The organism is Mycobacterium lehmannii (genome assembly GCF_002245535.1).
In the GTDB taxonomy this organism is placed as follows: Bacteria; Actinomycetota; Actinomycetes; order Mycobacteriales; family Mycobacteriaceae; genus Mycobacterium; species Mycobacterium lehmannii.
Genome location: NZ_NKCN01000005.1, coordinates 89,183 through 111,767 on the forward strand (window position 1 = coordinate 89,183; position 22,585 = coordinate 111,767).

Sequence of the window (22,585 nt, forward strand, 5' to 3'; positions counted from 1 at the left end):
CGCAGTCATTGAGAAGCGCTGCTGAACCACTTCGTCTTCTGCCGCCAAGACTCAGCCGAGGTCAACGCGAAGCCGGCACCGCACATACAGGCGAAGACCCACACCAGGGTCGTGCCGCCGTCGTGCTGTTGCAGCGCGGGGATGTAGGCCGTCAGCAGGCGCACGATGCACGCGGCGATGCCCGCGGCGGACGAGATCAGATAGACGTTGGCGATCTTGCGCGACCGCGGATCCCTCCGCAACACCAGCAGGGCCCGGCTGCCGTACCCCAGCAGGTAGATCAGGATGCCGCACAGGATCAGCCAGTAGGTGTTCAGCCAGAAGTCGGTGGGCACCTGGAAGAAGTCCGGCTTGTAGATGCGCGCACCGTTGCCGAGGGAGAAGGTGACCAGCAGCAGCGGGATGCACAGCGTGGCCGGGATTTCGACGTACTGCTTGAACGACCTCTGCAGCAGGTGGTCGTCCTGCAGGCGACCGAGGGCGTTGTAGACGACGGCCGACGCGGCGACGATGTAGCAGTCGTGGCCGATGAAGTCTTCGAGGTTCCATTTGCCGGTCAGCGCGTGCAGCGCGACCCCCAGCGTTTCCGAGGCCCACGGGGACATCAACAACACCGCCATGCCCTGCAGGGCGATGTTGAGGGTGGCGGCCACCTCCCAACGGGAGGACCAGGTGACCCGGCGAATCCACAGGCTCCACGCGATACAGCAAAGCGTGATCGCGATCAGTGTCGCCAAAGCCATAGGGTTGCCTTCGGAGCTGCCGTAGTACTCAGCAAAGTGTACGGCTAAAGGGGCGGGGCGTCACTCCGCGGTCGCAGCTCGGAGAGTCGAGGAATACGGGTTCGCGACTTCGTTGTCTCCCGCACGGCCGTCTGGCCGGAACCGCCTGTGCGTTCGAGGTATTCGACGTAACTGAGCACTTCTTGCCTGGTCATCAGGCCGAACCTGATCTGCAGGTCGGGATAGTTCAGGCCGAACCGGTCCGCGACCCGCCGCAGCTCCTCGGCGTCTGGATAGTCCGGCTCTTTGATTCGGCGGTAGTACGTGCTGCTGGATGTGCCCAGTGCGTCGTAGATGTCTTTGGCCTCGATGTCACCGTCGAGCAGGTAGTCGAGCAGCGCTTTGAGTTGTCGGCCGTTCTCGTCTGTCCGAGGCACTTGTCCACTCTAAACCAACGTCCCGCGTTTGGGCAGTGCGGTCCGCAAACTGGAGGAGTTTGCCTATATTGACACTGGCGTCACAGTTTTGGGAGGTGTCTCCCATTTTTGGGACACGTGAGCTATCTTTGGTCGCATGGTTGCTCCCTACCTGGCTTCGCCGACAGAGGTTCTGCGCCCGCTCGGCGAGTTTGCTACGGCAACGGTCCGCGCCACGGACTACGACGCTGCGGACGCCGGTGTTTCCGCCAGCATGGTCAAAGTTTCGACCCCCGCAAGCGACGAGCTGACGGCTGAACTCGACGGGGCCACCGAATGGCTCGGTCTGCCGGCCGACGAGATCCTGGTCGCCGCACTGAGCAGAACCATCGCCCGCACACTCGGTGAAGGCCTGGTCCGAGTCGACATCGCCAGCGAGCGCGGTTCTCTGCTCGACGCCGTTCCCCTGGTGTGTGTGGCGGGGCAGCACGCGAGCCCGACCGAGGTGCTGGCCTCCGTGCACCAGACCCTGGCCGCCGCTTCGGAGCGCGAGGTGGCCGCTTCACCGGAGGTGTACTTCAACTACATCGGCGAAACGCCATCGGACACTGTGCCGGTGCAGGAGACTCCGCCTGGCCTCGGCCACGCACTGGAGGTGCGTGTCTATCGCGCCGGTGGCGACGTGCGTGTCGACTGGTGGTACGACACCAGCCGCTTCGAGCAGTACACGGTCGAGGAACTGTCCGAACAGTTCCCGCTCGCGCTCGTCGAGATCACGTCGGACGCGTTGCCCCCGAACTGAGCACACGCGGTTCGGCGGTAAGATCGACGCCATCGGCTTGGATCCGGCCATCACCGGGGAGCCTTCGGAAGAACAGTTCGGCGTCACCACCCTCTGGGGCGTTCGAGCCCAGTAGAACCGAACGGGTGGGCCCGTCAACGCCCTAACTGAGCGGCGCGCACCTCTTAGTGTGCGCAAGCGGGGTGGTACCGCGGCGCTCGCGCACCGGCGCGACGTCGTCCCCGTGCCTTGAACGAACATGTGAGGTTTCCTCCGGAAGCCGAACGAGGCACAGGAGCTATGACCGCCTACCCGAAGCCGGCGGCTGGGGCGCCGAAATTCCCCGCGCTGGAGACCGAGGTCCTCGAGTACTGGGACCGCGACGACACCTTCCGCGCCAGCATCGCTCGCCGCGACGACGCCCCCGAGTACGTCTTCTACGACGGCCCGCCGTTCGCCAACGGGTTGCCGCACTACGGGCACCTGCTCACCGGGTACGTCAAGGACATCGTGCCGCGGTACCGCACCATGCGCGGCTACAAGGTGGAGCGTCGCTTCGGCTGGGACACCCACGGCCTGCCCGCCGAACTCGAGGTGCAGCGCCAACTCGGCATCACCGACAAGACGCAGATCGAAGAGATGGGCATCGAGAAGTTCAACGACGCCTGCCGAGCCTCGGTCCTCAAGTACACCAACGAATGGCGCGCCTACGTCACCCGGCAGGCCCGCTGGGTGGACTTCGACAACGACTACAAGACCCTCGAACCCGAGTTCATGGAGTCGGTGATCTGGGCCTTCAAACAGTTGTGGGACAAGGGCCTTGCCTATGAGGGCAACCGTGTGCTGCCGTATTGCTGGAACGACGAGACACCGTTGTCCAGCCACGAACTGCGCATGGACGACGACGTCTACCAGAGTCGCCAGGACCCCGCGATCACCGTGGGCTTCCGGATCGCCGAGGGGGATCTGGCCGGCGCCTACCTGTTGGTCTGGACCACGACGCCGTGGACGCTGCCGTCCAACCAGGCGGTCGCGGTTCACCCCGACGTCACCTACGTGCAGGTGCAGGGGCCCGACGGGCGGCGTCTCGTGTTGGCCGAGGCGCGGGTCGGCGCCTATGCGCGCGAGTTGGGCGAAGAGCCGGAGATTCTCGGCGCGTACTCGGGTCGCGAGCTGCTCGAGACCCGCTACCTGCCGCCGTTTGCGTACTTCGCCGATGCGCCCCGCTCGTTCCGCGTGCTGCCCGCGGACTTCGTCAGCACCGAGGACGGCACCGGCATCGTGCACATGTCGCCCGCCTATGGCGAAGACGACATGCTCACCGCGCAGGCCGCGGGCATCGAGGCCGTCACACCGGTCGATTCCAAGGGACGGTTCGACGCCACCGTCCCCGACTACGCCGGACAGCACGTCTTCGACGCCAACCCGCAGATCATCCGCGACCTGAAGAACCAGAGCGGGCCCGCGGCTGCGCACGGTGCGGTGCTGTTGCGTCACGAGACCTACGAGCACTCCTATCCACACTGCTGGCGGTGCCGCAATCCGCTGATCTACCGGGCGGTGTCGTCCTGGTTCATCAAGGTCACCGAGTTCCGCGACCGCATGGTGGAGCTCAACCAGGAGATCACCTGGTATCCCGAACATGTCAAGGACGGGCAGTTCGGCAAGTGGCTGGCCGGTGCCCGCGACTGGTCGATTTCGCGAAATCGCTACTGGGGCACCCCGATCCCGGTGTGGAGGTCCGACGATCCGGCGTATCCGCGCATCGACGTCTACGGCAGCCTCGACGAGCTCGAACGTGACTTCGGGGTGCGGCCCACCGATCTGCACCGGCCCTACATCGACGAGCTCACCCGGCCCAATCCCGACGATCCGACGGGCCGCTCGACGATGCGGCGCATCGAGGACGTCTTCGACGTCTGGTTCGACTCGGGCTCCATGCCGTATGCGCAGGTCCATTACCCGTTCGAGAACCAGGACTGGTTCGCTGGGGTTGATTCCGCCGACCCTGACAAGCAGGTCGACGGGCACTTCCCGGGCGACTTCATCGTCGAGTACATCGGGCAGACCCGGGGGTGGTTCTACACGCTGCACATCCTGGCCACCGCGCTCTTCGACAAGCCGGCATTCAAAACCTGTGTGGCGCACGGGATCGTGCTCGGCAACGACGGCCAGAAGATGAGCAAGTCGCTACGCAACTATCCAGATGTGACGGAGGTGTTCGACCGCGACGGCTCCGACGCCATGCGGTGGTTCCTGATGGCCTCGCCGATCCTGCGCGGCGGCAACCTGATCGTCACCGAACAGGGCATCCGCGAAGGCGTCCGGCAGGTTCTGCTGCCGCTGTGGAACGCCTACACCTTCCTCGCGTTGTACGCACCGAAGAAGGGCTCTTGGCGCACCGACTCGAAGCACGTGCTTGACCGCTACATCCTGGCCAAGCTCGCGGTGCTGCGCGACGACCTCACCGCGTCGCTGGATGTCTGTGACATCTCCGGAGCATGCGACGAGTTGCGGCAGTTCACCGAGGCGCTGACGAATTGGTATGTACGACGGTCTCGTTCGCGGTTCTGGGAGGAGGATCCCGACGCGATCGACACCCTGCACACCGTGCTGGAGGTGACCGCCCGGCTGGCCGCCCCGTTGCTGCCGTTGATCACCGAGCGCATCTGGCGCGACCTGACCGGCGAGCGGTCGGTGCACCTGACCGACTGGCCCGAGGAGAATCTGCTGCCCGCCGACCCCGAGTTGGTCGAGACCATGGACCTGGTGCGCGAGGTGGCATCGGCGGCGTCGTCGCTGCGCAAGGCCAAGAAGCTGCGGGTGCGCCTACCGCTGCCGAAACTCACTGTCGCCGTGGATAACCCGCAGCGGCTCGAGCCGTTTGCCGACCTGATCGCCGACGAGCTCAACGTCAAGGCCGTCGAGCTCACCGACGACATCGACACCTACGGCCGCTTCGAACTGACGGTCAACGCGCGCGTCGCTGGTCCGCGCCTTGGCAAGGACGTGCAGGCCGCGATCAAGGCCGTTAAGGCGGGCGATGCTGTGGTCAATGCCGACGGCACGCTGACCGCCGGACCGGCGGTGTTGCACCCCGACGAGTACAGCTCGCGGCTGGTGGCCGCCGATCCGGAGTACACCGCGGCGCTCTCCGACGGGGCCGGGTTGGTGGTGCTCGACGGCACGGTCACCGAGGAACTGGAGGCCGAGGGGTGGGCCCGCGACATGGTGCGTGAGTTCCAGGAAGCCCGACGGCGCTTCGGTCTCGACATCGGCGACCGAATCGAACTGGAGTTGACCATCCGAGAGTTCCCCGCCGGTTGGCGCGATGAGCTGGCCGATCTCATCGCCAAGGAGTTGTTGGCGCCCAGCTTCACGATTAGGCCTGACCCGAACCTGAAGCTTTCTGCGCGCGACGATTCGGGACTCGACATGGTGGGCGGTGCCCTGAATCTCGAGGATGGCGAATGGAAGACGGGGACTGTCGGTGGCGGGTACCCGTTCAGGCTCAAGAGAATAAGAATCTAGCGATCGCGCCCGCCCGCGAGTGTGTGGTCGATGAACGCATTTCGCGAGTCAGCGTGACACAACCCCACACTCGGCAACGCCCAACCGCTAGTCGACGACGACGCGGGCGCTGCGCCCGGCGAAGTCGACGACGTCGCCGTTGTGCAGTTGTCTGCCACGCCGGTGTTCGACAGCGCCGTTGACGCTGACCTGCCCGTCGGCGATCACGGTCTTGGCGTCGGCGCCCGAGTCGATGAGCCCGGCGAGCTTGAGGAACTGACCCAACCGGATCGCGCCGTCGCGGATCGCGACGTCGAGCGGCTGCGTCATGCCGTCAGGCTAGCGCCTTAGCATCTGCAGGTGTGGACGGTCGCTGGGTGCTGCACCTCGACATGGACGCGTTCTTCGCGTCCGTCGAGCAGCTGACCCGTCCCACGCTGCGGGGGCGTCCGGTGCTGGTCGGCGGGCTCGGTGGGCGTGGTGTGGTCGCCGGGGCGAGCTACGAGTCCCGGGTGTACGGCGCCAAGTCGGCGATGCCGATGCACCAGGCGCGGCGGCTGGTCGGCGCCGCTGCGGTCGTCCTTCCGCCGCGCGGCGTCGTCTACGGCGTGGCCAGCCGCCGGGTGTTCGAGACCGTTCGCACAACGGTGCCGGTTCTCGAACAGCTGTCGTACGACGAGGCTTTCGGTGAGCCCGTCGAGCTCGCGGGCGCGTCGGCACATGAGGTCGAGGACTTCTGCCGGACCCTGCGCGCGGGGGTGCTCGAGGTCACCGGGCTCGTCGCGTCCATCGGGGCGGGCTCGGGCAAACAACTCGCGAAGATCGCATCCGGGCTGGCCAAACCCGACGGTATGCGGGTGGTCCGCCGCGATGAGGAGCGTGCGCTGCTCGACGGCCTGCCGGTGCGACGGTTGTGGGGGATCGGACCCGTCGCCGGGGAGAAGCTGCACCGGCTCGGCATCGAGACGATCGGCGCGTTCGCCGCGCTCAGCGAGGCCGAGGCCGCAGACATCCTCGGCGGCACCGTGGGCCCGGCGCTGCACCGGCTCGCCCGCGGCATCGACGACCGGCCGGTCGCCGAAAACGCGCCCGCCAAGCAGATCAGCGCGGAGTCCACGTTTCCCGAAGACCTGACCACCCTCGATCAGCTCCGTGAAGCGATGGGCCCGATCGGTGAGCACGCCCACCGCCGCCTGGAAAAGGACGGCCGCGGCGCGCGCACGGTCACCGTGAAGCTGAAGAAGTCCGATATGAGCACGCTCACCCGCTCGGCGACCCTTCCGTACGCCACCACCGACGCGGCCACGTTGATCGCCACCGCGCGCCGGCTGCTGCTCGACCCCGTCGACGTCGGGCCGATTCGCCTTCTGGGCGTTGGCTTTTCGGGTCTTACCGACGTTCGCCAGGAATCGTTGTTCCCGGACTTGGAGCTGATGGCCTCCGACGACGACGTCACGCACACCGGGGTGCCACCCACCGTCTCAGACCTCGCCGCGACCGCACCCGCCTGGCGCATCGGCGACGACGTCACTCATCCCGACTTCGGGCACGGTTGGATCCAGGGGGCCGGGCACGGCGTGATGACGGTCCGGTTCGAGACCAGGACCAGCGGACCGGGCCAGGCCCGCACGTTTCCGATCGACACGCCCGGAATCGAGCGCGCCAACCCCGTCGATTCCCTCGACTGGCCCGATTATCTCGCCGAACTGGCGCGCTACCAGAGCACCCCGTAAACGCTCGAGATCGTGAAGCCGTGATCGCCGTACGTCTTACAGGTCACGGTGCCCTGATATCCGACACCGCAACTGGCGCCCCAGTTTTCGAGTCGGTACCCCGCCGGCAGGACGTCGACACCCTCGCGGGTGAACGTCGGCGTGGGGGAGTGCCGGTACTCCGCGGGGCCGCCGCTGATCAAGAACGTCTGGTTGGTTCCGGGCGGGGCGCCCAGCGGGACCCCGTCACAGCCGATGGGGCCGCCGTTGGGGCCGATGCCACACGACAGGCCGTCGGGTGTCTTGAAGAACACGTGGTAGTTGGGCGGCGGACCGGGTCGGTAGAAGCCTTGCGCGACGGGGTAGTCGTCGATCGCGTCGGCCCCCGGGGGCGCTTCGGCACGCGCCACCGCGCCCGCGGCCAGGGCCAGCGCCAGGACGGCAATCAGCGTGGCGCCTCGGCGAATCATGTTCTCGAAGGGCACGCATCCACGGTGTCATGCGCGTCAACCCCAACGACCGACGGCTTCGTCGACGGGAACACCGCTCGCCAGCGCCGCCATCAGCAGCACCCGCGCCTGCGGGGAGCGCAGCCGACGCGCCGGCACCGCGCCTGCGGCGAGCAGGTCGTGCCCCGGTCCATATGCGGGCCTCACCCGCGCTCCCGGCACACGCGTGGTGACCGCGACCGCGACGCCCCCGTCGCGGAGTCGCCGCACCCCGTCGATCACCGCCGCGCCGGCATTGCCTGCCCCCAGCGTCTCCAGGACGATCCCGCGCGCACCCGCGGCCGCGCAGGCGTCCATCGCCACGGCATCCGCACCCGGATAGGCGGCGACGATGTCCACCCTCGGCGCCCCGGCCGCCGACAGCGCACCGAGATACGGTCGCTCCTTGTTCGTATGCCGCTCGAAGCCGCTCCGCGACACAACGCCTACCACCGCGCCGAGGAAACCACGCAGGTCGCCCGTCGCCGCCTTGTGCAACCCCAACGGCTGCCACACCGAACCGGAGAAGGTGACGACGACACCGAGGTCTCGCGCGTGCGGGCTGCCGGTAATGGTCAGCGCGTCACGAAGATTGGCCGGGCCGTCGGCGTCGGGGGCGTCGGCGCTGCGTTGCGCCCCGGTCAGCACCACCGGCGCGGTGCCGCGATAGGTCAGTTCGAGCCACAGCGCCGTCTCCTCGATGGTGTCGGTGCCATGGGTGACGACGATGCCGTCGGCGTCCGCCGCCGCGGCGACCGCCGTCCCGATGCGATCCCAATCGGCAGGAGTCAGCTGCGAGCTGTCGACCGCCATCACGTCGACCACCTCGACGTCGAGAACGCCGCCGAGTCCCGACGTCAGTTCGGCCCCGGTTCGAGCCGGACGCTTGACGCCGTCCTCACCCGTGGCGCTGGCGATTGTGCCGCCGGTGGTGATGACGACGACGCGACCCATGGTGCGGGATTCTTCCGCATCGACGTTTTGGGATGATGGTTGTCGTGACTGACGACCCAGAAGTGGCCGACGAGACGTCCCAAGAGGCGGCGCCGCCGAAGCGACGGCTGGGCCTGCTGCTCGGCATCGCCGGCGTGGTGCTGGTCACCGACGTCGTCACCAAGGTGCTCGCGGTCAAGCTCCTCACCCCGGGCCAGCCCGTGTCGATCATCGGCGACACGGTGACCTGGACGCTGGTGCGCAATTCGGGTGCGGCGTTCTCGATGGCCACCGGCTACACGTGGGTGCTCACGCTGATCGCCACCGGCGTGGTGATCGGGATCATCTGGATGGGCCGACGGCTGGTCAATCCGTGGTGGGCGGTCGGGCTGGGCATGATTCTCGGCGGGGCCCTCGGCAACCTCATCGACCGGTTCTTCCGTTCACCCGGCCCGCTGCAGGGACACGTCGTGGACTTCCTGTCCATCGGGTGGTGGCCGGTCTTCAACGTGGCCGACCCGTGCGTGGTCGGCGGGGCGATCCTGCTGGTGGGGCTGTCGCTGTTCGGGTTCGACTTCGATACCGTCGGGCGGCGGAAAGCCGCCGAGGACGAATAGATGGCCGATCGGTCGCTTCCAGTCCCGGAGGGCCTGGCGGGCATGCGGGTCGACGCGGGCCTCGCCCGGCTGCTCGGCCTGTCACGCACGGCCGCCGCGGCGCTGGCCGAAGGCGGCGGTGTCGAGATCGACGGCGCGCCTGCGGGCAAATCGGACAAGCTGACCGCCGGCGCCTGGCTGGACGTGCGGTTGCCCGAAGCACCTGCGCCGGTGGAGAACACGCCGGTCGAGATCGACGGGATGGCGATCCTGTACTCCGACGAGGACATCGTTGCGGTGGACAAGCCGCCGGGGGTCGCCGCGCACGCGACCGTGGGCTGGTCGGGTCCGACCGTGCTGGGCGGCCTGGCCGCGGCGGGCTTCCGGATCAGCACATCGGGGATCCACGAGCGCCAAGGCATCGTGCACCGCCTCGACGTCGGGACCTCGGGGGTCATGGTCGTCGCGCTTTCCGAACGCGCGTACACGGTGCTCAAGCGGGCATTCAAACAGCGCACCGTCGAAAAGCGCTATCACGCGCTGGTGCAGGGGCATCCCGACCCGTCGAGCGGCACGATCGACGCGCCGATCGGCCGTCACCGCGGACACGACTGGAAGTTCGCGGTCACCGAGAACGGCAGGCACAGCGTCACCCACTACGACACCCTCGAGGCGCACCGCGCCGCGAGCCTGCTCGACATCGAACTGGAAACCGGTCGCACACACCAGATCCGGGTGCATTTCGCCGCGCTGCACCATCCATGCGTGGGTGATCTCACCTACGGCGCCGATCCCACCCTGGCCAAGCGGCTCAAGCTGGACCGGCAGTGGCTGCACGCTCGATCGCTGGCTTTCGCGCATCCCGCCGACGGGCGCCGCGTCGAGATCACCAGCCCGTATCCGGCCGACCTGCAGGACGCCCTCGACGCACTGCGCAATCACGAACTGTGAGCGAGACCCGAAGACCCGGCTTGCTGTTCGGCGTCGGCGCCTACGTGTGCTGGGGAACGTTTCCCGCGTTCTTTCCGCTGTTGAAACCCGCCTCAGCCCTCGAGGTGCTCGCGCACCGCATCGTGTGGAACTTCCTGCTGATGGTTGTCGTGGTCGCGGTCGTGCGCAGGCTCGGCGACCTGAAGCGGATCAGCGGCCGCACCTGGCTGCTGCTGGCCGCCGCGTCGGCGTTGATCTCGATCAACTGGGGGATCTACGTCTACGCCGTCAACAACGGGCACGTGGTGGACGCGGCTCTCGGCTACTTCATCAACCCGCTGGTGGTTGTGGCGCTGGGGCTGATCGTCTTCCGGGAGCGGCTCAACCGCGCGCAGTTCGTGGCGTTGGCGGTCGCGGTGGCCGGCGTGCTGGTGTTGACGGTCGAAGTCGGCGCGCCGCCCTACATCGGTCTGGGCCTGGCGCTGTCGTTCGGCCTTTACGGCGCGGTGAAGAAGGTCGTGACGACCGACCCGCGGGTGAGCGTCGGGGTGGAGGCCGGCATCGCCACGCCGTTCGCGGCCGCGTACATCGTCGTGCTGCAGAGCACCGGGCACGCAACGTTCACCGAGTACGGCGGTGACCATATCGCGCTGATGGTGCTGTCCGGCGTCCTGACGGCGGTGCCGCTGCTGCTGTTCGCCGCGGCCGCGCAGCGGTTGCCGCTGGTGACGATGGGCCTGCTGTTCTACCTGACGCCGGTGATGCAGCTGACGTGGGGCGTGTTCGTCGGCCAGGAGCCGATGCCGCCGGCCCGCTGGTTGGGTTTCGCGTTGATCTGGTTGGCGCTGCTGGTCTTCAGTGCCGACGCCATGGGACGGTCGCGGGCCGATCGGGAACTTTGCGAAACTGCCGGTTGACCTAACACTAGCAATGTCATAGCGTTTGCTCGTGGCTGACGAGACTGCGCCGGCTCTCGGCCCGCGGGCGCGGGGGCGTCCCGTGGGCTCCGACTCGGCCGAGACACGGGCCAACATTCTGCGGGCCGCGCGGGCGGTGATCAACGAACGCGGATACGAGGCGGCGACGTTCAAAGCCATCGCGGTGCGCGCGGGGATCAGCCGGCCCACCATGCACTATTACTTCGCCACCAAGGAAGACCTCTACGACTGTCTCCAGCGGGAGGCGTACGCGGCGGTCTCGGCATCCATCGCGGCCGCGAAACAGAAGAATACGCTGTTGGAACAGCTGACCGCATTCATCAGCGCGGCCGGTGAGCGAGATCTCTCGGATGGTTCGATGATGCGGTTCGTGATCGCGTCTCGACTCGAGCAGCACCGCCATCCCGGGCTGCGCGGCAGCGTCACACCAGTTGCCGAGGCGGTGGCGGACTTCTACATCTGGATGGTCGACGAGGCGATCCGCCGCGGCGAGATCCCCGAGGACGTGGACACCGGAGCGGTGGTCAACATGCTCTCGGCGATGTTCTGGGGAATGGGCTTCTTCGGACGGTTCGTCCACGGATCCGAACCGGCGATTGCAGTTGCCAAGCAACTGAACCGGATGTTACGCCGGGGATTGCTCCCGTCGCCGACGAGCCTCGCGGTTTAGCGAGAAGCCGGAATTCTGCGCGCGGCGCGAAGACACGCATTTCCGACACGCCGAGAACTGTCGGAAGGCGGTCATAGACTGGCCCTCCTATGAGCCCTTCGGATTCGCGGTCGTTCGTGCACCTGCATAACCACACCGAGTACTCGATGCTGGACGGTGCCGCGAAGGTCAAGCCGATGCTCGCCGAGGCTCAGCGCCTGGAGATGCCCGCGATCGGGATGACCGATCACGGAAACATGTTCGGCGCCAGCGAGTTCTACAACGCCGCCACCGACGCCGGGATCAAGCCGATCATCGGTGTCGAGGCCTACATCGCCCCGGGTTCGCGCTTCGAAACCAAGCGCATCCTGTGGGGCGATCCCGGCCAGAAGGGTGACGACGTATCCGGCAGCGGGTCCTACACCCACATGACGATGGTGGCCGAGAACGCCACCGGGTTGCGCAACCTGTTCAAATTGTCCTCGCTCGCCTCGTTCGAGGGTCAACTCGGCAAGTGGTCACGCATGGACGCCGAGCTGATCGCCGAACACGCCGAGGGCATCATCGCCACCACCGGCTGTCCGTCGGGCGAGGTGCAGACCCGGCTGCGGCTCGGCCACTATGACGAGGCCGTGGCAGCGGCGGCCAAGTGGCGGGACATCTTCGGACCCGACAACTTCTTCCTCGAGTTGATGGACCACGGCCTCGACATCGAACGCCGGGTGCGCGAGGGGTTGCTCGACATCGGGCGCAAGCTCGACATCCCGCCGTTGGCCACCAACGACTGCCACTACGTCACCCGCGACGCCGCCCAGAATCACGAGGCGCTGCTCTGCATCCAGACCGGCAAGACGCTGTCGGATCCGAACCGGTTCAAGTTCGACGGTGACGGCTACTTCCTCAAGACGGCCGCCGAGATGCGCGCGCTGTGGGACGACCAGGTGCCCGGGGCGTGCGACTCCACGCTGCTGATCGCCGAGCGGGTGTCCTCCTACGAGGACGTGTGGACCGTGCGGGACCGGATGCCGGTCTTTCCCGTGCCCGAGGGCCACACCCAGGAGTCGTGGCTGCGCCACGAGGTCCGCGCGGGGCTCGAACGTCGCTTCCCCTCCAGTGAGGTACCGCAGGAGTACACCGATCGCGCCGACTACGAGATCAAGGTCATCTGCGACAAGGGTTACCCGTCCTACTTCCTGATCGTGGCCGACCTCATCAACTACGCGCGGTCGGTCGATATCCGGGTCGGGCCCGGCCGCGGGTCGGCCGCCGGGTCGCTGGTCGCCTACGCGCTGGGCATCACCAACATCGACCCGATCCCGTACGGGCTGCTGTTCGAGCGGTTCCTCAACCCCGAGCGGGTGTCGATGCCCGACATCGACATCGACTTCGACGACCGCCGACGCGGCGAGATGCTGCGCTACGCCGCCAACAAGTGGGGCAGCGACCGCGTGGCCCAGGTAATCACCTTCGGCACCATCAAAACCAAAGCTGCGCTGAAGGATTCGGCGCGTGTGCACTACGGCCAGCCCGGCTTCGCGATCGCCGACCGGATCACCAAGGCGCTGCCTCCGCCGATCATGGCCAAAGACATCCCGCTGTCGGGGATCATCGACCCCAACCATGAGCGGTACAAGGAGGCCGCCGAGGTCCGAGGCCTGATCGACACCGACCCCGACGTCCGCACCATCTACGAGACCGCGCGCGGACTCGAGGGTCTGGTGCGCAATGCCGGTGTGCACGCCTGCGCGGTGATCATGAGCTCCGAGCCGCTGATCGATGCGATCCCGCTGTGGAGACGCCCGCAAGACGGTGCTGTGATCACGGGCTGGGACTACCCGTCGTGCGAGGCCATCGGCCTGCTGAAGATGGACTTCCTCGGGCTGCGCAACCTGACGATCATCGGTGACGCGCTGGACAACATCCGGGCCAACCGAGGGATCGAGCTCGACCTCGAAGCCGTCTCGCTCGACGACAAGGCGACCTACGAGCTGTTGGGCCGCGGCGACACGCTCGGCGTGTTCCAGCTCGACGGCGGGCCGATGCGCGACCTGCTGCGGCGCATGCAGCCGACCGGCTTCGAGGACGTTGTCGCGGTGATCGCGCTGTACCGCCCCGGCCCGATGGGCATGAACGCCCACAACGACTACGCCGACCGCAAGAACGGCCGCCAGGCGATCAAGCCGATCCACCCCGAACTCGAAGAGCCGCTGCGCGAGATTCTTGCCGAGACCTACGGCCTGATCGTCTACCAAGAGCAGATCATGCGGATCGCGCAGAAGGTGGCCGGGTACTCGCTGGCCCGAGCCGACATTCTCCGAAAGGCCATGGGCAAGAAGAAGCGCGAGGTCCTGGAAAAGGAGTTCGAGGGCTTCTCCGAGGGTATGAAGTCCAACGGCTTCTCCGCGGCCGCCATCAAGGCGCTGTGGGACACCGTGCTGCCGTTCGCCGACTACGCGTTCAACAAGTCGCACGCCGCCGGTTATGGCCTCGTCTCGTACTGGACGGCCTACCTGAAGGCCAACTATCCGGCCGAATACATGGCCGGGCTGCTCACGTCGGTCGGCGACGACAAGGACAAGGCCGCGGTGTACCTGGCCGACTGCCGGAAACTGGGCATCACGGTGCTCCCGCCCGATGTCAACGAGTCGGGGCTGAACTTCGCCTCAGTGGGCGAGGACATCCGCTACGGCCTGGGGGCGGTACGCAACGTCGGCGCCAATGTCGTTGCCTCGCTGATCAACACGCGCACCGAAAAGGGGAAGTACATCGACTTCTCCGATTACCTGAACAAGATCGAGATCAATGCCTGCAACAAGAAGGTCACCGAGTCGCTGATCAAGGCCGGCGCGTTCGACTCGCTGGGGCATCCGCGCAAGGGGTTGTTCCTGATCCACACCGACGCCGTCGATTCCGTGCTCGGCACGAAAAAGGCCGAGGCGATGGGTCAGTTCGACCTGTTCGGCGGCGCCGACACGGCCACCGACGCGGTGTTCACCATCAAGGTGCCCGACGAGGAGTGGGAGGACAAGCACAAACTCGCGTTGGAACGCGAGATGCTCGGCCTCTACGTGTCGGGTCATCCGCTCAACGGCATCGCCCACCTGCTGGCCGCCCAGGTCGACACCGCGATCCCGGCCATCCTCGACGGCGACCTCCCCAACGACACCCAGGTGCGCGTGGGCGGCATTCTTGCCTCGGTCAACCGCAGGGTCAACAAGAACGGGTTGCCGTGGGCCTCGGCGCAATTGGAGGATCTGACCGGCGGCATCGAGGTGCTGTTCTTCCCACAGACCTACTCGACGTTCGGTGCCGAGATCGCCGACGACGCCGTCGTGCTGGTCGGCGCGAAGGTGGCCATCCGCGACGATCGGATCTCGTTGATCGCCAATGACCTTGTGGTGCCGGATTTCTCGAATGCGCAGCTGGATCGCCCGCTTGCGGTGAGTCTGCCGACGCGGCAGTGCACCGTCGACAAGGTGACCGCACTCAAGCAGGTGCTGGCCCGCCACCCCGGTACGTCGCAGGTGCATCTGCGGTTGATCAGCGGGGAGCGGATCACCACGCTGGAACTGGACACGTCGCTGCGCGTCACACCGTCGTCGGCCCTGATGGGCGACCTCAAGGCTCTGCTCGGGCCGGGCTGCCTGGGCGGCTGACGGTCAGTTCAGAACATTGACCGCCCGCGCGATGACGAGCCCGGCGGTGCCCAGCGCGACGATCGCCTGCACCGTCATCATCATCTTGGCCCACCGGGCGAGGGGCATGGTGTCGGTCGGAGAGAACGCCATCACGTTGGTCACGCTGACGTAGAGGTAGTCGACGAACGTGGGCCGCCAATCCGGTTCGGCCACATGCGGAGTCGTCATCTGCGGGAACAGGAAATCGGGATAGGGTCGCTCTCCTGCACGCCGCGCGAACGGCCCGCCCCGGTCCAGCTCCCAGTACCAGATACCGAACACGATCACGTTCGTGACGATGATCGAGGCGCCGCTGCCGAGCAGCACCGCCGCGTCGTTGCTTTCGTCGCCGCTGAGGATGCCGACGGCCAGCACGACCGCCGAAAGCGTGTTGTCGAGGGTGATCGCCGCCAGCAGAACCCATGTGGTGTACCGGCCGAACCGCGTGCGCCGGGTCATGACACGCGGGTTGATGGCCAGCAGCGCCAGCAGCAGAAGCCCCTCCAACACCACCAGCGGCCAACGGGGGACCAGCGTGTAGTCCTTCGGGATCGCCAGCTGCAACGCCATGACCGCCACCACCGCGATCAGCACGGGCATCGTGCTCTCCGGATCGCCGCGCCGCAACCAGGCCGGCGCGCGGTGCTGTTCCGGCGGTGACTCCATTCCGTCATTGTGATGCGCCAGGATGGTTGGATGGAGTCACGACACGTCAGCACCTGGATCGCCGCGCCGCCCGAGGCCGTCTACGAGTTCGCCGCGGACCCGCAGACGTGGCCGCGGTGGGCGGCGGGCCTCGCACAGGGCGGCCTCCGCCAGACTCCGAGCGGTTGGGTGGCCGATTCACCGATGGGCGAGGTGACCGTCGAGTTCTCGCCGCGCAACGATCTCGGCGTGCTCGACCACGTCGTGCGTCTGCCTACCGGGGAAGCGGTCTACAACCCGATGCGGGTGCAGCCCTGGAGTGTGCCGACCGACGCTGGCGAGCCGCGGTGCGAGGTGGTGTTCAGCGTGCGCCGACGGCCGGCGATGACCGACGAGGAGTTCGATGCCGACACCGAAGCGGTGGCCGCCGACCTGGCGACTCTCAAGAGGCTGATCGAGGACTAAACGCGCGGCGAGCAGAGCGCGCTGAACGCCAGCCATGTGACGGTTCCGACCGCGGCACCGGTCAGCACCGCGGTGGCCGTCGTCGCGGTGGCGATCCCGACGACCAGCGCCACCAGCGCGCCGAGCACCAGAGCGATCAGCTTGTATGCCGGCCACGGCACCCCCGCCACCGACACGTCGCACGTCACGCGTGCGGCTGCGGTGCGGAAGTTACCTGCGGTGGTCATGACACCCACGATAGCTCGTAACCTATTTTTCGGCCACCCGAAACACCGGATCAGGCCGGCGGATCTTCAGTGCGTCTACGCTGATGGGATGCCACTTTCCGGAGAGTATGAGCCCAGCCCGTGGGACTGGGTGAGGGAACACGCCGACCGAATCACCGAATCCGGCACCACCGCGGGTGTGGACATGAAGGGCAAGCCGCTCATCCTGCTGACGACCGTCGGCGCGAAGACGGGCAAGATCCGCAAGACCCCGCTGATGCGGGTGGAACACGACGGCCAGTATGCGGTGGTGGCCTCGTTGGGCGGCGCCCCCAAGCATCCGGTCTGGTACCACAACATCAAGGCCCATCCGCGGGTGGAACTGCAGGACGGCGCGGTGACCAGGGAATATGACGCTCGGGAGGTCACCGGCGAGGAGAAGGCCGTCTGGTGGGAGCGCGCCGTGTCCGCGTGGCCCGACTACGCCGAGTATCAGAAGAAGACCGACCGCCAGATCCCGGTGTTCGTGCTGACCCCGATTTCTTGAAAACCGCTGGTTGGTGGCACCATTGACCGGTGTCCGCTGAACTGAGGCAAAGCCCGAGGACGTCGCCACTTCGTGCGGCGGATATCGATGAGGCCGCTCAGCGAATTGCGGACGTCGTCCTGCGCAGCCCGCTGGAACTCAGCGAGAGGCTCTCGGATGCCACCGGCGCTGCGGTGTATCTGAAGCGCGAGGATCTGCAGCCGGTGCGGTCCTACAAGTTGCGCGGCGCGCACAACCTGCTGATGCAGTTGTCCCCCGACGAGTTGGCCGCAGGCGTGGTGTGCTCGTCGGCGGGCAATCACGCGCAGGGCTTCGCGATGGCATGCCGCTCGATGGGCGTGCGCGGCCGGGTCTACGTGCCGGGCAAGACGCCGAAGCAGAAGCGCGACCGGATCCGATACCACGGCCGCGAGTTCATCGAGTTGATCGTCGGCGGCCGGACCTACGACGACGCCGCGGCCGCCGCGGCCGAAGACATCGCCCGCACGGGTGCGACGTTGGTGCCGCCTTACGACGATCTGCGCACGATGGCCGGACAGGGCACGATCGCCGCCGAGGTCATCGATCAGCTCGACACCGAACCCGACCTCGTCGTCGTCCCGGTCGGGGGCGGCGGATGCATCGCCGGCATCACCACCTATCTGGTCGAACGAACCAGCGGCACCTCCGTGTTGGGCGTCGAGCCGGCGGGGGCGCCCGCGATGATCGCGGCGCTGGCGGCCGGTGAGCCGGTGACGATCGACGACGTGGACCAGTTCGTCGACGGTGCGGCGGTGAAGCGTGCGGGAACGCTGCCGTACGAGGTGCTGGCGGCGGCCGGCGACATGGTATCGATGACGACCGTCGACGAGGGCGCCGTGTGCACCGCGATGCTCGACCTGTACCAGAACGAGGGCATCATCGCCGAGCCGGCGGGAGCGCTGTCGGTGGCCGCGTTGATGGAGGCCGACATTGAGCCGGGATCGACTGTGGTGTGCGTGATCTCGGGCGGCAACAACGACGTGTCGCGCTACGGCGAGGTGCTGGAGCGTTCGCTGGTGCATCTCGGCCTCAAGCACTACTTCCTGGTCGACTTCCCGCAGGAACCGGGCGCGCTGCGCCGGTTCCTCGACCAGATCCTCGGCCCCAACGACGACATCACCTTGTTCGAGTACGTCAAGCGCAACAACCGCGAGACCGGTGAGGCGCTGGTCGGGATCGAGTTGGGTTCGGCGACCGACTTCGAGGGCCTGCTCAAGCGCATGCGCGCCTCGGACATCCACGTCGAGGCGCTCGAACCGGACTCACCGGCGTACCGCTACCTGCTCTGAGGCAATCGGCGCACGACTTCACGTTCGGCGGATAACGGCAAAGGAATGCCCCTCGATGCGGGTGGTGTCCTCGGCGACCTCCGGCTCGCCCCAAGCCAGCACCACCTCGCCGGTGACCGGGACGTCGACCGCGTCGGTGCCCAGATTGCATGCGATCGACAGCGACCCGCGGTGCATCACGATCCAGCCCCGGTCTTCGTCGTAGTCGATCCCGAGGTTGTCCAGCCACGGGTCGGCCATATCGGGCTCGTTGTGCCGCAACGCGATCAGCTCGCGGTATACCCGCCGCAGTCGGCCGTGGTCGCCCTCGTCGATCTCATCCCAGTTCAGCTTCGAGCGCTCGAATGTCTCGGGGTCTTGCGGATCGGGGATCTCGTCGGCGTCCCAGCCATGTTCGGCGAACTCGCGCTTGCGGCCCTCGGCCGTGGCCCGCGCCAGTTCGGGCTCCGGATGCGAGCTGAAGAACTGGAACGGCGACGACGACCCCCATTCCTCGCCCATGAAAAGCATGGCCGTATACGGGCTTCCGAGCGCTAAGGCGGCTTTGACGGCGAGTTGACCGAACGTCAGGTTCTGCGACGGCCGGTCTCCGACGGCGCGGTTGCCCACCTGATCGTGGGTCAATGTATACGCCAGTAGGCGGGTGCCCGGAATCGTGGCGGTGTCCAACGGGCGCCCGTGCCTGCGGTGCCGAAACGACGAGTACGTGCCGGCGTGGTAGTAACCGTTCTTCAACGTGGTGGCCAGCGCCTCGACGGTTCCGAAATCGTTGTAGTAGCCCTGCTGTTCGCCGGACACTGCGGAGTGGATCGCGTGGTGGATGTCGTCGTCCCACTGCGCGGTCATCCCCAAGCCGCCCTGCTCGCGTGCGGTGATGAGCCGCGGATCGTTGAGGTCGCTCTCGGCGATCAACGACAGTGGCCGGCCCAACTCTGCTGCCAGCGCATCGGTTTCGGCGGATAGCTCCTCGAGGATGTGGATCGCCGTCGTGTCGACGAGGGCGTGCACGGCGTCCAGACGCAGCCCGTCGGCGTGGAAGTCGCGCATCCAACGCAGGGCACAGTCGATGATGTAGCGCCGCACCTCGTCGGCGTCGGCGTCGGCGATGTTGATCGACTCGCCCCACGGATTGCTGCCCGTCGACAGGTACGGACCGAACATGGGCAGGTAGTTACCCGAGGGGCCCAGGTGGTTGAACACGGCGTCGATCAGCACCCCGAGTCCGCGTTCGTGGCAGGCGTTGATCAGGCGTACCAGCGCGTCGGGCCCGCCGTAGGGTTCGTGGACGGCGTACCACAGCACACCGTCGTAACCCCACCCGTGGGTGCCACCGAAGGCGTTGACCGGCATCAGCTCAATGAGGTCGACGCCGAGGTCGACGAGGTAGTCCAGCTTCTCGATCACCGCGTCGAAAGTGCCTTCGAAAGTGAAGGTTCCGACGTGCAATTCGTAGATCACCGCACCCTCGATCGAGCGCCCGGACCAGTCGCCGTCCGTCCATGCCGACGGATCCGGTTGCCACAGCTGCGACCTCTCGTGCACACCGTCGGGCTGACGGGGGGAGCGGGGGTCGGGGAGCACCTTGGGGTCGTCGTCGAGGACGAAACCGTAGCGCGCGTCGGGACGGGCCTCGACGTCGGCGCGCCACCACCCGTCGTCGGAGCGGGTCATGTCGTACAGTTCACCGTCGACGTCGAGCTTGACCCGGTGCGGTCGCGGCGCCCACACGCTGAATTCAGCCATCGACCCGCTCCAACAGTACGACCGGCAGTTCGGTGAAGAGTTCGGCGGCCAGCACCCGCCCGGTGTGCCGGCGCCCGCCGATGCGGTCCGCCCAGGTGCCTGCGGGCAGGGTGAGACCTGTTTCTCCCCAGCCGGTTTCGGAGAGCCGCACGGAGTGCCGGGTGACGGCGGTCAGCACGTCGTCACCGCGCTGGAACGCCACGAGGTGTTGCGCCGCCGGCCCGTCGGCCAGCACGGGGGTGTAACCGCCCGTCGAAAACGTCGTGGGCCGCTCCCGCCGGACCGCCAGCGCGGAGGTGACCACCCGCAGCTTCGGATGGCGCATCGCCTCCAACGCCTTGCGGCGAGCCGCGTAGTCGACGGGTCTGCGGTTGTCCGGGTCGACCAGGCTGTCCTCCCACAGTTCGGTGCCCTGGTAGACGTCGGGGACCCCGGGCACGGTGAGCGCCAACAGTTTCTGGCCCAGCGCGTCGCTGCGGGCATGCAGGTCGAGCCGCGCGACCAAACCGGTCAACTCGGTGGCCACCGGGCCGTCGATCACGGCGTCGATCCAGGTGTGAAGCCGGGTTTCGAAACCTTCGTCCGGATCGTTCCAGGTGGTGTGCACCGCGGCTTCGCGGATGGCCTTCTCCGCGTAGGCGTGCAGTCGCTCGCGCAGCTCCTCGGTGACCGTTCCGTCCGCAGGCCAGACCCCGAACACGTTCTGCAACAGAAAGAATCCGGTGGCGCGGTCGGGGGATGGAGTGCGTTGCTCCCACGCGGTGACATACTGCGCCCACAGCGACGGAACCTGCGACAGCACCCCGATGCGCGCGCGCACGTCCTCACCGCGTTTGGTGTCGTGGGTGGTCGTCGCGACCATCGCATCAGGCCACATCCGCGCGCGCACCGCAGCCCGCTGGTGGAATTCGGCGACGCTGACCCCGAAATGGTGCGGTTCGGAACCGACCTCGTTGAGGGAGACCAGCCGCGCGTCGCGATAGAACAGGCAGTCCTCCATTGACTTCGCCGTCGCCGCACCGCACAGTTGCTGCAACCGGACCTCGGCCTCGTTGTTGACCGCCAGCGCGGTCGTTATCAAGGCCAGGGGCTCGGCCAATTCAGGCTCTGCACTGGCTGTTTCGGCCAGCGCGCTGGGCAGGACACCCGACAGCGAGCGGTAGTCGCAGCGGTAGACGTCGATGCGGCTGAGCAGAGCCGCGATCGCCGCGGGCAGGTCGTCATGGTCGGTACCGATGGCGCCGACGATGGTGCGGCGCAACCGGGCCAGCTCGCTGCCCAGGGTGACCGTGACGGCATTCGCCTTGAGCGTGCGCGCCAGATCCGGCATCGAGCTGTAGGCCAACCCGGTGGAGTCGAACAGGTCGGTCAGCGGGTCCTCGCCCGACGGGTCGATGAAGACGCCGCCGATTTCTCGCATCGCGTCATAACCGGTGGTGCCGGCGACCGGCAGCGTCGGTTCCAGCGGCTCGTCGGCGGCCAGGATCTTCTCGATCACGATCCAGGCATCGGGTCCGGTGAGTTCGCGCAGCCAGGTCAAATAGCCGGCCGGATCCGACAGCCCGTCCGGGTGGTCGATGCGGATGCCGTCGACCAATTCCTCGTCGAACCACCGTTTCACCTCGGCGTGGGTGGCATCGAAAACGGCGCGGTCCTCTTGGCGCAATCCGGCCAGCGAGGTGATCGAGAAGAACCGGCGATAGCCGCAGATACCGGACATTTCGCCCGTCGCTTCGCTCGCCCCGGCCTTCCAGCCGATCAGGTGATAGTGCTGCCGATCGTGCACCTGCGGACCGGTCCCGTCCTCGGTGCCGGGTGCGATCGGGTACACGAGGTCGCCGAGGCGTAGCACGGGCTCAGCGCCGCTGGCGTCGACCTCGAGATTGTCGGCGTCGTCGTTGGATCCGAGCACCGGCACTACGACGCGCCCGCCGTCGAGGTCCCAGTCGATGTCGAAATAGGACGCGTAGGCCGACTCGCGCCCGTGCTTGAGCACATCCCACCACCACGCGTTATGCCGCGGTTTCTCCACACCGACGTGATTGGGCACGATATCAACGATCAAGCCGATGCCCTTGTCGCGGGCCGCGCGCGACAGGCGCGCGAACCCCTCGGGTCCACCGAGTTCGGCGGACACCGTGGTGGGATCGGTGACGTCGTAACCGTGGGTGGAGCCTTCGGCCGCGGTCAGGATGGGCGACAGGTACAGGTGGGAAACGCCGAGCGCCGCGTAATAGTCGAGCAGGTTCTCGGCATCGGCGAAAGTGAAAGTGTCGCCGCGCATTTGGAGACGGTACGTGGATCGGACGGGCATGTG

The 22,585-nt window shown here is 67.1% G+C and carries 20 protein-coding genes; 11 read left to right on the forward strand and 9 right to left on the reverse strand.

Features of this window, described 5'->3' with window-relative positions; all coding sequences use genetic code 11:
• Positions 1-5: 5 nt before the first annotated feature.
• On the reverse strand, positions 6-743 hold the full coding sequence (locus tag CEX87_RS08100; RefSeq protein WP_094286663.1) for a hypothetical protein: 738 nt from the start codon (positions 741-743) through the stop codon (positions 6-8).
• A gap of 44 nt (positions 744-787) precedes the next feature.
• On the reverse strand, positions 788-1,159 hold the full coding sequence (locus tag CEX87_RS08105) for a hypothetical protein (RefSeq protein ID WP_064395525.1): 372 nt from the start codon (positions 1,157-1,159) through the stop codon (positions 788-790).
• A gap of 136 nt (positions 1,160-1,295) precedes the next feature.
• Here CEX87_RS08105 and CEX87_RS08110 point away from each other — a divergent pair, with 136 nt between their 5' ends.
• Together CEX87_RS08110 and ileS are read left to right on the forward strand one after the other, a co-directional pair.
• On the forward strand, positions 1,296-1,940 hold the full coding sequence (locus tag CEX87_RS08110; RefSeq protein WP_064395526.1) for a hypothetical protein: 645 nt from the start codon (positions 1,296-1,298) through the stop codon (positions 1,938-1,940).
• Between the two features lie 279 nt (positions 1,941-2,219).
• Positions 2,220-5,450 (forward strand): isoleucine--tRNA ligase, encoded by a 3,231-nt coding sequence (gene ileS / locus CEX87_RS08115; RefSeq protein ID WP_094286664.1) that lies wholly within the window; start codon positions 2,220-2,222, stop codon positions 5,448-5,450.
• Positions 5,451-5,537: 87 nt separating this feature from the next.
• Here the strand turns inward: ileS and CEX87_RS08120 are convergent, their stop codons facing one another.
• Complete coding sequence (locus tag CEX87_RS08120; protein WP_064395528.1) at positions 5,538-5,759, reverse strand: RNA-binding S4 domain-containing protein; 222 nt, start codon at positions 5,757-5,759, stop codon at positions 5,538-5,540.
• Positions 5,760-5,791: 32 nt separating this feature from the next.
• Here CEX87_RS08120 and CEX87_RS08125 point away from each other — a divergent pair, with 32 nt between their 5' ends.
• Positions 5,792-7,162 carry a DNA polymerase IV gene (locus CEX87_RS08125; RefSeq protein ID WP_094286665.1) on the forward strand — a complete coding sequence of 457 codons (1,371 nt, stop codon included), beginning with the start codon at positions 5,792-5,794 and terminating at the stop codon, positions 7,160-7,162.
• On the opposite strand, the gene CEX87_RS08130 is transcribed toward CEX87_RS08125, so the two are convergent.
• Both CEX87_RS08130 and CEX87_RS08135 read right to left on the reverse strand, forming a co-directional pair.
• Positions 7,144-7,611, reverse strand: a complete 468-nt coding sequence (locus CEX87_RS08130; RefSeq protein ID WP_064395640.1) for a hypothetical protein — start codon at positions 7,609-7,611, stop codon at positions 7,144-7,146. The genes CEX87_RS08125 and CEX87_RS08130 overlap by 19 nt on opposite strands.
• 36 nt (positions 7,612-7,647) lie before the next feature.
• Positions 7,648-8,583: an asparaginase gene (locus CEX87_RS08135; protein ID WP_064395529.1), complete on the reverse strand. Its 936-nt coding sequence runs from the start codon at positions 8,581-8,583 to the stop codon at positions 7,648-7,650.
• 32 nt (positions 8,584-8,615) lie between these two features.
• Between CEX87_RS08135 and lspA the strand changes: the two genes are divergently transcribed.
• The 5 genes from lspA to dnaE all read left to right on the forward strand — a co-directional run bounded on the left by lspA (position 8,616) and on the right by dnaE (position 15,331).
• Positions 8,616-9,179, forward strand: coding sequence for a signal peptidase II (gene lspA, locus CEX87_RS08140; protein WP_082693991.1), 564 nt, complete (start codon positions 8,616-8,618; stop codon positions 9,177-9,179).
• Entirely contained in the window at positions 9,180-10,109 is a 930-nt protein-coding gene (locus tag CEX87_RS08145; RefSeq protein ID WP_064395530.1) for an RluA family pseudouridine synthase, read from the forward strand.
• Entirely contained in the window at positions 10,106-11,005 is a 900-nt protein-coding gene (gene rarD / locus CEX87_RS08150; protein WP_064395531.1) for an EamA family transporter RarD, read from the forward strand. Before CEX87_RS08145 ends, rarD begins: the two co-directional genes overlap by 4 nt.
• A 31-nt stretch (positions 11,006-11,036) precedes the next feature.
• Complete coding sequence (locus CEX87_RS08155) at positions 11,037-11,696, forward strand: TetR/AcrR family transcriptional regulator (RefSeq protein WP_158220759.1); 660 nt, start codon at positions 11,037-11,039, stop codon at positions 11,694-11,696.
• Positions 11,697-11,785: 89 nt separating this feature from the next.
• Positions 11,786-15,331: a DNA polymerase III subunit alpha gene (gene dnaE / locus CEX87_RS08160; protein ID WP_064395533.1), complete on the forward strand. Its 3,546-nt coding sequence runs from the start codon at positions 11,786-11,788 to the stop codon at positions 15,329-15,331.
• A 3-nt stretch (positions 15,332-15,334) separates the two neighbouring features.
• On the opposite strand, the gene CEX87_RS08165 is transcribed toward dnaE, so the two are convergent.
• A complete protein-coding gene (locus CEX87_RS08165) occupies positions 15,335-16,018 on the reverse strand; it encodes a hypothetical protein (RefSeq protein ID WP_094286666.1) in 684 nt (227 codons plus the stop codon).
• Between the two features lie 30 nt (positions 16,019-16,048).
• On the opposite strand from CEX87_RS08165, the gene CEX87_RS08170 reads away from it, so the two are divergent.
• Positions 16,049-16,462: an SRPBCC family protein gene (locus CEX87_RS08170; protein ID WP_064395535.1), complete on the forward strand. Its 414-nt coding sequence runs from the start codon at positions 16,049-16,051 to the stop codon at positions 16,460-16,462.
• Here the strand turns inward: CEX87_RS08170 and CEX87_RS08175 are convergent.
• Positions 16,459-16,689, reverse strand: a complete 231-nt coding sequence (locus tag CEX87_RS08175) for a hypothetical protein (protein WP_094286762.1) — start codon at positions 16,687-16,689, stop codon at positions 16,459-16,461. The genes CEX87_RS08170 and CEX87_RS08175 overlap by 4 nt on opposite strands.
• Before the next feature lie 88 nt (positions 16,690-16,777).
• Here CEX87_RS08175 and CEX87_RS08180 point away from each other — a divergent pair, with 88 nt between their 5' ends.
• The gene (locus tag CEX87_RS08180; RefSeq protein ID WP_094286667.1) at positions 16,778-17,215 is read left to right on the forward strand and encodes a nitroreductase family deazaflavin-dependent oxidoreductase; all 438 of its coding nucleotides are present in this window, start codon (positions 16,778-16,780) and stop codon (positions 17,213-17,215) included.
• A 29-nt stretch (positions 17,216-17,244) separates the two neighbouring features.
• Positions 17,245-18,525, forward strand: a complete 1,281-nt coding sequence (gene ilvA, locus CEX87_RS08185) for a threonine ammonia-lyase IlvA (RefSeq protein WP_094286668.1) — start codon at positions 17,245-17,247, stop codon at positions 18,523-18,525.
• Between the two features lie 18 nt (positions 18,526-18,543).
• Here ilvA and treZ read toward each other — a convergent pair whose 3' ends face one another.
• Together treZ and treY are read right to left on the reverse strand one after the other, a co-directional pair.
• Positions 18,544-20,268: a malto-oligosyltrehalose trehalohydrolase gene (gene treZ / locus CEX87_RS08190; RefSeq protein WP_064419804.1), complete on the reverse strand. Its 1,725-nt coding sequence runs from the start codon at positions 20,266-20,268 to the stop codon at positions 18,544-18,546.
• The gene (gene treY / locus CEX87_RS08195) at positions 20,261-22,582 is read right to left on the reverse strand and encodes a malto-oligosyltrehalose synthase (RefSeq protein WP_094286764.1); all 2,322 of its coding nucleotides are present in this window, start codon (positions 22,580-22,582) and stop codon (positions 20,261-20,263) included. The genes treZ and treY overlap by 8 nt, the downstream gene beginning before the upstream one ends.
• Positions 22,583-22,585: the final 3 nt, after the last annotated feature.